We start from the raw sequence: 11,690 nt of genomic DNA on the forward strand, positions 1-11,690 counted from the left end.
TTGTATTTAATAGCCTTACAAAAGTTAAATCATCCGGCATCCGGAAACAAAAAACACCTCGCATTTTATAAATGTTGAGGTGTTGTATAGGTAATTTTTAGATTTAATTAACATTTTAAACTTTCAAAATATAATCTACCAAGCTTTGTTCATGTAACAAGTCCATTTTTTTACGCAAACGATATCTTTTAATTTCCACACTACGTACCGATATATTTAACAAAGGAGCAATCTCTTTAGAGGACAAGTTCACTCTAAGGTAAGCACAGAGTCTTAAATCGTTTGGCGTTAATGTTGGATGCAATACTTTTACCTTCTTTAGAAAATCTTTATCTACATTATCAAACGCCTCTTTAAACACATGCCAAGAATCATCTTTAGTAATATTTTTATTAATAGTCGAAATCACTGTACGTATGTTTGAGGTAGAATGGGATGCAGACTTTTTTAAATCTTCTTTGATAAATTCTAACAATTCATTCTTATTATTCAAACTCATGGTGGAAACAGCCAATTCACGACTTTTGGAATCTACATCTTGTGATAGTTGCTCATTTCGAACGCGCATTAATTCCTTTTCGTTCTCCAATTCTTTAATTTCAAGTAAAAAATTGTTTTCCTCAATTAATTTTGCTTCTTGTTTAGCGTAATTTTTTTGGTAAGCAGCATGAATGTAATAGCCCATGACCAAGGCCAAAATGAAATAAATGAATACAGCTAAATTAGTCCAATACCATGGTTTTAAAACTGAAAATTTATATTGAGCAGTCGTTCCCAATCTATTATCCGAAAATTTAGCACGTACTTTAAAAACATAATCACCTGGTGGTAAATTTTTGAAATTTATTGAAGATTTAGCACTCCAACTACTCCAACGCGCATCCAATCCCTCCAACATATATTGGTATTCAGCTTTCATAAACTTATTATACTCAGGTACAGTATAATTGAATAAAAAATTATTGAGTTTGTGGTTATATTCTCCTTCAGCCTCTGTTGAAAACGCTTCAGCTTCTTCATTCAACCGATTCACTGTAATATTAGTAATGGCTACTTTGTATTTCTTTAGCTTTAAGTCATCTAAATTTAAAGTATAATAACCGTCAACCGTACCAAATAAATAAACAGAATTAGAGAGTTGCGTGCAATTTTCGTAACCCACCATAGAATTGGTGATGTTTAAAGGCATTGGAAAGGCATTGTCTTTTAATTGTGCATCGAGTTTGCTTAGTGACAAATAATGAACATAATTTTTAGTAAATAACCATAAACGGTTGGCATCATCCACTATCATTCTTCCGGAAGTATATTCTTCTTTTTTAAAAATAGCACTTAAGAAAGCATCTTTTTCAAATTGTTTGGTCTTTGGATTTAACTTAAAGATTCCCTCTTTATAGGCATAGTAAATAACGCCATTGTATTTAATCAAACTTGCGTTCTTTCCTTTTTTAGGCGAGGAATACGTATAAAAAGACTTGGTTTTAGTCAATTGCCGATCCAACTGTAATCGAAATATTCCCTTGTATTCATGGCTAACATACACCTCAAGGGAAGGAGTGATTTCAAAATTCTTAGCCGAATAATTAAATCCTTCAATTTTATTTTTATACACCCATTGATTATTGATTTTCTGGAGTACTGAAATACCTCTATAATCACCTTGTAAAAGAACATCTTTCTTATTGAGAATAGTACTAAACTTCCAAGTACCTGAACCTCTATAAATAGGAACTGCAATTGCGCCTTTCACTACAAATGTCCCTGAATCATGTCCACAAAACAATTCACCATTCCAAGCAAACAAGGACCAGACCTGACCCTTCGTTCCAGAAACAAACCTAAAAGAATCATTAGAATTGTATTTTTTAAAGAAAAGACCTTGATTGGTTCCTACATACAAAAAATCGATTATTTTCTTTGAAACATAAATGGTTCCCAAAACACCCGAGTTATCTGAAAAAGTTTTAACAGGTGAATTCAAGTTGATGCAATTGATACCATTATCCAAACCTAACCACAAATTCGCATCATTATCCTCAAACAACGACAAAACGGTATTATTACTTAATCCGTTACTCTGATTGATGTGATGTTGCAATGCGCCATTCTTATCAATGATAAAAACACCGTTCGATATGGTTCCGATGGCAATTGCTCCATTGGACAACCTCCAACTACTATAAGCTTTGCTAGAAAACAATTGCGCATCAATAGAAGTTGTAAATTTAGAAACCGTACCTTCAATTAAAGTATAAAAACCTTGGTCCTGAGTTTGTATCAACAACCCTTTCTCTATGGCAAAAACATTAATAATTTTATTGCGCTTCAAGATAGGATCATTAGAAATTTTAATGGCTTTACCACTTACAATTTCATACAATTCATTATCGTTCGTTTGAAAACAAATAGCACTAGAAGTTCTAAACGATTTTAAAATACCCGATTTTGGATGGATTATTTTAAATGTATTTTTTTTAGTATCAAAAATAAAAATCTTGTTCAAAGACTGAAAAACAACCCAATGATCATAACTATGAATGTTCCAAAACTGCTCATCCGATTGAATTTTACTAAAAACTTTCTTGCTTAACGAAGTATACAGTAAGCGACCGTTTTTATGTCGAATCCAATATCCAAATTCCATGTAACAGCCCGTGTAGATTCGCTCACCTATTACTTTCACTGATCGGAAAATCGTTTCGTTGGGAGAAGGATACAAGTCCCATTTTGAACCATCAAAAGTGAGCAAACCTTCATTATTGGCAAAATACAAATATTGATTTTGATCTTGAGCAATCATCCAATTTTGATTACCTCCTCCATAACTTATTGGAGAATGTTTTATAATGGGTGGAAGTTCCTGTGCAGATACATTTAAAAAAGTAAAAAAAGTAAGCAACAGTATCTTTTGAAGTAAACGCATAGTAGTATGATTTCTGTAAAATTATACATAAAAACCTTTAATAAGATTAAAAAGGAGCTATAAGAAAAGAAAAAAATATTAATACAAATAAAAATCAATAGTTTAAAAAAAGATCATTTTGTACCGCTACCGAACTTTTCTAAAGCAGCATCCCAACCAAAATTGTTTACTTTTGTACAAATTCATTTTTATTATGTCGATTGATCTTACTACACTAGACCCCAAAAAAAATATAATTATCAAAGGCGCTCAAGTTCATAATCTAAAAAATGTGGATGTGGTGATTCCTCGAAATAAATTGGTGGTCATCACTGGTCTTTCAGGTTCTGGTAAATCAAGTTTGGCTTTTGACACCTTATACGCCGAAGGTCAACGCCGTTATGTAGAAAGTTTATCGTCCTACGCCAGACAATTCCTTGGTAGGTTAGACAAACCCAAAGTGGAATATATCAAAGGTATAGCACCTGCTATTGCCATTGAGCAAAAAGTAAATACTACTAATGCACGCTCTACTGTGGGAACTTCTACTGAAATTTATGACTATATTAAATTATTGTATGCCCGAATTGGTCGTACGTATTCTCCAATTTCTGGACAAGAAGTCAAAAAAAACACAGTAACCGACGTCGTTAATAGTGTTAAAACATTGGCGCCTGACAGCAGATGGCTGCTACTTGCTCCTTTACATGTGGAAGAAGGAAGAAAAATTGACGATAAATTAAAAATACTACAGCAACAGGGCTTCGCAAGGGTTTTAGTCGATCATGAAATGCTCCGTTTAGACGATTTCATAGCTTCAATTGCCGATAAAAAACCAAAAGAAGTAGAAAAATTAGCCATCGAATTGGTAATTGATCGTATCGTGGTAAAAGACGAAGAGGAATTCTATAATCGCTTGGCTGATGCTGTCCAAACTGCATTTTATGAAGGAAAAGGCGAATGCTTTTTACAAGAACTAAATCAAACCCATCGAATCTCTTTTTCGAATAATTTTGAATTGGACGGCATTTCATTCTTAGAGCCCAATGTGCATTTGTTTAGTTTTAATAATCCTTATGGCGCCTGTCCGGCTTGCGAAGGCTATGGCAATATAATAGGTATCGATCAAGATTTAGTCGTACCCAACACCACACTTTCTGTATTCGAAAATGCCATTTATCCTTGGCGTGGCGAAAGTATGAGTTGGTTTAGAGATGAATTAGTCAATACCGCTTACAAATTTGATTTCCCGATTCATAAACCTTATTTTCAATTAACTCCTGAACAAAAGGAACTCATTTGGACAGGAAATCAATACTTTCAAGGGTTGAATGACTTCTTTAAAGAGTTAGAAGAAAAGAATTATAAAATACAAAATCGCGTCATGCTTTCTCGCTACCGAGGAAAAACCAAATGTCCAACGTGTAAAGGAAGACGCTTACGCCTAGAAGCATCCTACGTTAAAATCAATAGCAAAACCGTTTCAGACTTGGTAGATTTACCCATTAAAAATCTGGTAGCCTTTTTCCAAAACATCCAATTAGATAGTTACGAACAACAAATTGCCAAACGTTTACTTATTGAAATCAATAATCGATTGGCCTTTTTAACCGAGGTAGGGCTGGATTATTTAACTTTAAATCGCAACTCGTCTACCTTATCGGGAGGAGAATCACAACGTATTAACTTGGCTACTTCGCTCGGAAGCAGTTTAGTGGGTTCCATGTATATTTTGGACGAACCTAGCATTGGTTTGCATCCTAAAGATTCTGAACGCTTAATTACCGTTTTACTTTCCTTACGTGATTTAGGAAATACCGTGATTGTGGTAGAACATGACGAAGATATCATGAAAGCCGCCGATATGATTATTGATATTGGTCCCGAAGCCGGTACTTTGGGAGGAAATCTTGTAGCTCAAGGCACGTATACTGAAATTTTACAAGCGGACTCCTTAACTGCTCATTATTTGAGTGGCACCAAAACTATTGAGACGCCTAAAAAACGAAGACCCTTTAAAAATTATATCGAAATTATTGGCGCTAGAGAAAACAATCTTCAAAACATTGATGTTGTTTTTCCACTTGATGTACTGACCGTGATTACTGGGGTTTCAGGAAGTGGCAAAAGTACTTTAATCAAAAAGATACTGTTTCCGGCCATGCAAAAAAAACTGGAAAACATTGGCGAAAAAGCCGGTCAATTTACCGAAATAAAAGGCTCCTTTTCGCACATCAAACACATTGAATATGTGGATCAAAATCCGATAGGAAGAAGTTCTCGTTCTAATCCTGTAACGTACATCAAAGCCTACGACGACATTCGTGATTTGTTTGCCAAAGAAAAGCTTTCCAAAGTAAGAGGCTACCAAGCCAAACATTTTTCTTTTAATGTGGATGGCGGTCGTTGCGAAACCTGCAAAGGAGAAGGCAGCATCAATGTAGAAATGGTCTTTATGGCCGATGTACAATTGCCTTGTGAAACCTGCAATGGAAAACGCTTTAAAAAAGAGGTTTTAGAAGTTACCTTCGAAGGAAAAAGCATTCATGACATCTTAACGATGACCATCGATGATGCGATTTCCTTTTTCACCCAACACAAACAAAGCAAAATCATGCAAAAACTTCAACCTTTGCAAGATGTTGGCTTGGGCTATGTACAATTGGGGCAATCTTCTTCGACTTTGTCAGGTGGCGAAGCACAACGCATCAAATTAGCATCGTTTTTAGTGAAAGGAGCTACCAAAGAAAAAGCGTTGTTTGTATTCGATGAACCTACAACTGGACTACACTTTCATGATATCAAAAAACTACTCGCTTCCTTTGAAGCTTTGATTGACAAAGGACATTCGATTTTGGTGATCGAACACAATCTCGATTTGATAAAATGTGCCGATTGGATTATTGATTTGGGACCTGAAGGTGGCGAAAATGGAGGGCAATTATTAGCAGTTGGTACACCTGAGGCAATCGTTACCAACAAAAAATCGGTTACAGCTAAATATTTAAAAGACAAATTGAAATAATAGTATTCTAAATAAAAAGCCACGAATTCAGATACAACATATCTCAATTCGTGGCTTACTCTTCTACAAGTATAATTAACTAAGATCCCATATAACAGTTTTCCTGAAAAATATTGCCATCTTCGTCCATACCCACTACAATTTTCTTGGCTTTAGAAATATGGCTCAAATACAACCAAACGAAAGACCAAACGCCAAGCGTTAAACAAGACAATCTAAAGTTAAATTTATGGTTTACTCTTTTACGTTTTTTAGATAAAACGGCAAAAGGTAGCGTATCATTTTTTTCTTCTAAAACAAATCCTTGCTCTAACTTAGAGTTGATAGACTCGGTAAATCTGGCTAATTCTTGCGCACTCATAGGTTGGTTAATTTTGTATTTCTGTTTCGGTACATAGCAATTTTATACCGCAAATCTACCATAACAACAGCGCTTAAACAATACCCACTTTTAGTGATATTTTAGAAAAAAACAAGAAATTACAAAGTTCATTATTACAAAAAATTCATTTACTCGGTTTGTTGCTTTTTATCTTCAATAGTTACTCCAAAAGAAGTGGGTTTATAGTGTTCTGTTAAATACGCTTCAGGAATTGTTGATTGATTTCCATCACGAAGGGCTTTGTAATGTGGTGACATAATTTCGATGCCCGCTTCATTAAAACAATCTTGAATATTTTGATGCAAACTCGAATAAATTATGGGCTGTTTTTTAGGCGATTTTGTAAAAGCATTAATTTGGTATGACACGTAAAAATCATCCAAACTAGTTTGTAATACAAAAGGAATAGGATCTTTTTCAATTAATTCTGTTCGGCTTGCTGCTTCAAGTAAGGCTTTGTGAACTTCACGCCAAGGACAATCATAACCAATCGTCACCGTGCTATGAATCACCAAACCCGATGTATTCTTATCCGTATTTGAAGAAAAATTGATAGAAGAACTCGATAAAACTGTGGCATTTGGAATCGTTACATCTTCCATTTTTGTAGTTCTCAGCCGAATAACCAAGGCTGTTTTTTCAATAACTTCGCCACTTACCTCTCCAATTTTTATAAAATCGCCGGTTTTAAAAGGTCGCATGTATGTGATAACCAATCCAGCCACCATATTGGCAATGGCATTAGACGAACCGATGGAAAACAACACCCCTACAAAAACAGTAACTCCTTTAAAAATAGGAGAATCTGAACCCGGTAAATAGGGAAAAATAATCACCAACATAAACGCATATAAAAGAACACGAATTATATTGAAGGTAGGTTGCGCCCAATCACTATAAAACCCATTAATTTGAATTTTGCCTTTTTGAATTTCAATTACAAAAAAACGTAAAATCTTTACCAAATATCGAAATACCAGAAAGATTACCAATATTGAAAACAAATTAGGAAGGTATGCTAAAAAACTAGAAACAAAATATTTTGCAGGTTTCAAAATCCAATACATCAACTTTGTGGCATAACCTTCCGTTGAAGGAAAAACACTAAAAAGTAAGGGAATCGACAGATAGAAAACTAAACCGTAAAACACCAAACGAAGCGTTTTTATCAATTTTAAAGTAAAAAAGAGTTGGTTTCTAGGTGTTAAAACATGATAATTATTTAAAAGTACGCCTTTAAAAAATCGTTCATCGTTTTTCATGAGATAAAACATGAACCGTTTAAATGCCACGTTAATTGCATATAAAAGCAATACAATACAACCTACAAATAATGCTTCAAGTCCGATACGCTTTAGCCATATTAAGGAAGTATTACTGCTCTTTTCATTTTGAATAGCGGTAGTGATGATGGCCTTTCTTTTTTTAGCTAACGCTTCAGCATCCATCTTTTCGATACTTGCATCGGTTGTGGTAATTGAAAGTATTACAAAATTTTCTTTATAAACAACATCCAAAGAAATATCAGCAGGAGCAATTTTTAAAGAATCGGCTTCAAATAATGGATCGCTATAAATTTGACGGATACGATCCTCAATCGCTCTAGCTCTTTTTTCGGGTGTGAAAGCACCAATCTTGTTATGAATATAAAAAAGCGTGTCTTTAAAAGGAGCTACTGGATAACGCTCTTTTATAGTCGAAACAACATCTGAATTAATGGTTGTAGCGGTCTTTACATCAGGTTGTGATATTGAATTTTGACCCCACAAAATGGTAGTAAAAATGAATGAAATGAAAAGAATTCTAAAGGCTTTCGTGCGATTCATAGTAGTTGAATGTCTTTGAATTAAACTATGTAATTTCATTGTAATGCAAACAAGAAAGCCAAATGCTTCCTTTTAGCCCCGACAGCAGCGGCATCCTTTGCTTTTTTGCTGCCAAAAAAGCAAAGATATAGCGGATGGCGGGACGATGTGACCAAAAAATCCTTTGATCACTGCTCCTAAACATTATTTTTTATGAAATTTTGCTTAACAAATATAACGACAAAACAACATACTTTTAACAGAATTTCTACTATTTAAACGGAGTGAATACTATTTTTTTATTTTTAATTTAATAAAAAGCGTATCGATAACCTGATTGATTTCGGGCGAAATGACCATTTTATAATTAACATAAACATAAACCACTGTAAGTAATATTGACTTTAAAGCAATCCCAAGTAAAGGATGAAAGGGAAATTGCCAAAAATAAAACAACACAAAAATAACTACTGAAACACCAATAGATTCAAGCGTTTGTTTGCTAAATGGATACAAATGCATACGCTTTACTACAAAAAATAATTTGGCCAAACTGTAAGCTGTAATCGACAATAATGTGGCAAAAGCGGAACCAATGATTCCGTAAAGTGGAATAAATAACCAATTCAATAAAAACGTCAGTACAGCAAGCATCACACCAAGAAACAAGACCATTCGATAATACTTAGAATTGAAAATAATCGCGTTGTTGTTTCCTAAAATCAAATCGAAATACTTAGAAATTCCGATCATAAACACTACCAAAATACCACCAGCAAATTCTTTGGGTAACAATTCATACAACTGATTGATATTTACAAAAATACCAAGCATGACATAACCACCGACTATTTGAAGATTAATCGATGTTTTTTTGTACAAACCATTCAATTCACCGTATTTGTTTTCATGCATTAATTTGGCCGTAATAGGGTACACAATTTGATGCATGGCACGACTGGGAACCGATATTACCAACGCTATAAAGGTGGCAACAGAGTAAATTCCAATATCGCCAATATCAAGGTATTGATTGAGCATGATTTTATCTCCATCAAGCAATAAATTGGCTACACTTCCTGAGAGGATAATATAAAAGGAATATTCAATAATTCCTTTCGCATTTTCAGGAATAACCCATTGAAAAACAGGTTTCTTGATTCGAAACGCATAAAACATGGTCGCCAAAAAAGCAATAAAATAAATTCCAGCCGTAAGATAAATAAACTCAACTGCCGTTATCCACTTGAAGAACATAGCCAAAAGAGCTAATAAAGAAAACAAACGCAGTCCTACTTCTTTAATGAAATTTCCAAAAACAGAATGCATATGTACTCTTGCCCACGCATAAAATATTTCGAAATACGCCATAGACAAACCTACAAACGGAATTAACCAAATAAAGTCTTTTACGATTGGGTTTTTCTTGGTGACAAAAAACAAAATTTCATCATAGAAAAACAACCCTATCAAAATCAATGGTATACTTAACAAAAGCGGAAACCATATGGTAAAAGACAAAAACTGATTCTTCTCTTCCTCGTTTTTACATTGCGAATAATATTTCACTAAAGTATTTTGCATACCAATAGCAAATAAAGGCATCAACACATTAGCACAAGACAAAATATAATTTGACAAACCGTAATAGGTTTTACCCAAAATAGGTGGAAATAAAAATAAGGTACTTATCCCTCCTATTCCAAAACCGATGTAAGTTATTATTGTATTCTTTAATGATTGATTTAAAACAATGCCCATTATTGGAAGGTAGAATTTAGAAGTTAGAGGTTTGAAGTTACTGTTTTGAGGTTAAAAGAGTAGCTAATTCTTTGGTTAAACTTTTTCTGGAATATTTTTGTAAACCAACAGGATTCGACTGCAATTTTCCTTCCAAAAACTGTTGATAGTAGGATAAAATGGTCGCTTTTAATTGCTGTTTTTTATCATATTCAAAGAACACACCAGTATTGGTTCCTGTAATAATTTCGGCAAAATCAGAGTCTTTGGGACCAATAGCGATAATTGGTCTTCCAGAAACCATATATTCGAAAAGTTTCCCTGGAATGATGCTTTTGGTATCTTCTGAATCAATTTCGATTAATAATAAAACTTGTGATTTACGCTGATGCGCTACAGCTTCATCGTGTGACACGTAGCCTAAATTATTCAAATAGTCATTGAGTCCAAATCGGGTAATCGTATCCAATACTTCCTGACTAACAGCACCCATCAATTTAATTTCAAGTTGCTTTTTAAAGTCAGGAATTTCGGCAAGTAACTCTACTAAACTTTCCCAAAGAATCAGTGGGTTGCGTTCCGATAAAAACGAGCCAATATGCGCCAATGTGAATTTGGCATCTAACGTTTGTGGCGCTACATTTTCCGTGTCATAGCCATTCGTAATAACTTCAATAGGTTTTGAAGTAATGGCTTGAAACTCCGTCTTAGTCGTTTTGCTAGTTACAATTATCGTATCGGCAGCATTCAGTACTTGATGTTCTAATTTTTTATGCTTTTTGGCTGCATAACTAGACAAACGCAAGGCTTTGTGATAGCCAATAGTCGTCCAAGGGTCACGAAAATCGGCGAACCATTTTACGTTTACTTTTTTTTGCAAATCCAGTCCAATCAAATGCAAACTGTGCGGAGGACCTGAAGTTACGATGGTATCGATATTATTATCAGCAATGTATTTTTCTAAATAAGCAACAGAAGGTTTTACCCAAAAAACACGGGCATCTGGAATGAATAAGTTTCCACGTATCCACAATAAAAACGCTTCCAAAAAGGATTGCTTTTTTTGATTAGGAATGATTCCAGAGCTTATTTTTTTGGTTTTATTTTTAGAAAAAAAAGAGGCCAATTGATAGGGTTCAAAAATACTTTTTTTCAAAACAATGGCTTGTTGCGACACTTCTTTTTCCAAATGAGCATCAACTATGGGATAAGTTGGATTTTCCGGAATATAAACAATCGGCTGTATATCAAAATCGGGCAAATATTTCACAAACTTAAGCCAACGTTGCACCCCTGGCCCACCGGCTGGCGGCCAATAATATGTGATGATTAAGAGTTTTTTGATATCTTTCTTCAAGTTATTTGTTATTCAATTTATTTAATTCCTCAATATCCAATTGATCCTTTAATCGATTAGTCGCTTTTTTTGCCAGTATCAAACTATCATAATCAATGAAATACACAGGAACTTCGTTTAAGTAAACAATTGTTGCATTTTGAAGTAGTTCATCAAAATTTGCATTTTCCAATCCCTTAATAGATGTCATTACATCCAAACGTAAATCATACGAAATTGTAAAATCTGTATATCCTGCTACAAATTGCATCGTTTCAATTTGAGGAAAGTCTCCTATTCCAATTTGTTTAAAAGCGGCTCTAAGGTTGATTCTGTTTTCAGTAGTATCGTCTAATAATATATCAATATCACCAGTGTTTCTTGTATAGCCATAAATATTTACAGCAAGACCTCCAATAGTTAGATAACGAACATTTTTTTCGTTGAATATTGTCCAAATATTTACTATTTCTGGAAGCATTATTTTTTCTGTATAACTC

General features: G+C 34.1%; 7 protein-coding genes. 1 reads left to right on the forward strand and 6 read right to left on the reverse strand.

What is annotated here, in order from left to right:
- Nucleotides 1–115: 115 nt before the first annotated feature.
- Nucleotides 116–2,923 (reverse strand): helix-turn-helix and ligand-binding sensor domain-containing protein, encoded by a 2,808-nt coding sequence (locus AO58_RS0101675; RefSeq protein ID WP_024980045.1) that lies wholly within the window; start codon nucleotides 2,921–2,923, stop codon nucleotides 116–118.
- Nucleotides 2,924–3,116: 193 nt separating this feature from the next.
- On the opposite strand from AO58_RS0101675, the gene uvrA reads away from it, so the two are divergent.
- Nucleotides 3,117–5,927, forward strand: a complete 2,811-nt coding sequence (gene uvrA, locus AO58_RS0101680) for an excinuclease ABC subunit UvrA (protein WP_024980046.1) — start codon at nucleotides 3,117–3,119, stop codon at nucleotides 5,925–5,927.
- A 79-nt stretch (nucleotides 5,928–6,006) separates the two neighbouring features.
- Here the strand turns inward: uvrA and AO58_RS0101685 are convergent, their stop codons facing one another.
- From AO58_RS0101685 to AO58_RS16825, 5 genes are all read right to left on the reverse strand, one after another.
- Nucleotides 6,007–6,288, reverse strand: a complete 282-nt coding sequence (locus tag AO58_RS0101685) for a hypothetical protein (protein ID WP_024980047.1) — start codon at nucleotides 6,286–6,288, stop codon at nucleotides 6,007–6,009.
- Nucleotides 6,289–6,437: 149 nt separating this feature from the next.
- Nucleotides 6,438–8,135 carry a mechanosensitive ion channel family protein gene (locus tag AO58_RS0101690; protein WP_051536574.1) on the reverse strand — a complete coding sequence of 566 codons (1,698 nt, stop codon included), beginning with the start codon at nucleotides 8,133–8,135 and terminating at the stop codon, nucleotides 6,438–6,440.
- A gap of 270 nt (nucleotides 8,136–8,405) precedes the next feature.
- Nucleotides 8,406–9,875: an oligosaccharide flippase family protein gene (locus AO58_RS0101700; protein ID WP_024980049.1), complete on the reverse strand. Its 1,470-nt coding sequence runs from the start codon at nucleotides 9,873–9,875 to the stop codon at nucleotides 8,406–8,408.
- Between the two features lie 37 nt (nucleotides 9,876–9,912).
- On the reverse strand, nucleotides 9,913–11,211 hold the full coding sequence (locus AO58_RS0101705) for a glycosyltransferase family 4 protein (protein ID WP_035717230.1): 1,299 nt from the start codon (nucleotides 11,209–11,211) through the stop codon (nucleotides 9,913–9,915).
- Between the two features lies 1 nt (nucleotide 11,212).
- The gene (locus AO58_RS16825) at nucleotides 11,213–11,671 is read right to left on the reverse strand and encodes a hypothetical protein (protein WP_035717231.1); all 459 of its coding nucleotides are present in this window, start codon (nucleotides 11,669–11,671) and stop codon (nucleotides 11,213–11,215) included.
- Between the last annotated feature and the right edge of the window lie 19 nt (nucleotides 11,672–11,690).

Source organism: Flavobacterium succinicans LMG 10402 (assembly GCF_000611675.1).
Lineage (GTDB): Bacteria > Bacteroidota > Bacteroidia > Flavobacteriales > Flavobacteriaceae > Flavobacterium > Flavobacterium succinicans.

Bases quoted from the DNA above. Each gene is read 5' to 3' on its own strand.
- AO58_RS0101675 (WP_024980045.1), bottom strand. From the start codon at position 2,923: ATGCGTTTACTTCAAAAGATACTGTTGCTTACTTTTTTTACTTTTTTA.
- uvrA (WP_024980046.1), top strand. From the start codon at position 3,117: ATGTCGATTGATCTTACTACACTAGACCCCAAAAAAAATATAATTATC.
- AO58_RS0101685 (WP_024980047.1), bottom strand. From the start codon at position 6,288: ATGAGTGCGCAAGAATTAGCCAGATTTACCGAGTCTATCAACTCTAAG.
- AO58_RS0101690 (WP_051536574.1), bottom strand. From the start codon at position 8,135: ATGAATCGCACGAAAGCCTTTAGAATTCTTTTCATTTCATTCATTTTT.
- AO58_RS0101700 (WP_024980049.1), bottom strand. From the start codon at position 9,875: ATGGGCATTGTTTTAAATCAATCATTAAAGAATACAATAATAACTTAC.
- AO58_RS16825 (WP_035717231.1), bottom strand. From the start codon at position 11,671: ATGCTTCCAGAAATAGTAAATATTTGGACAATATTCAACGAAAAAAAT.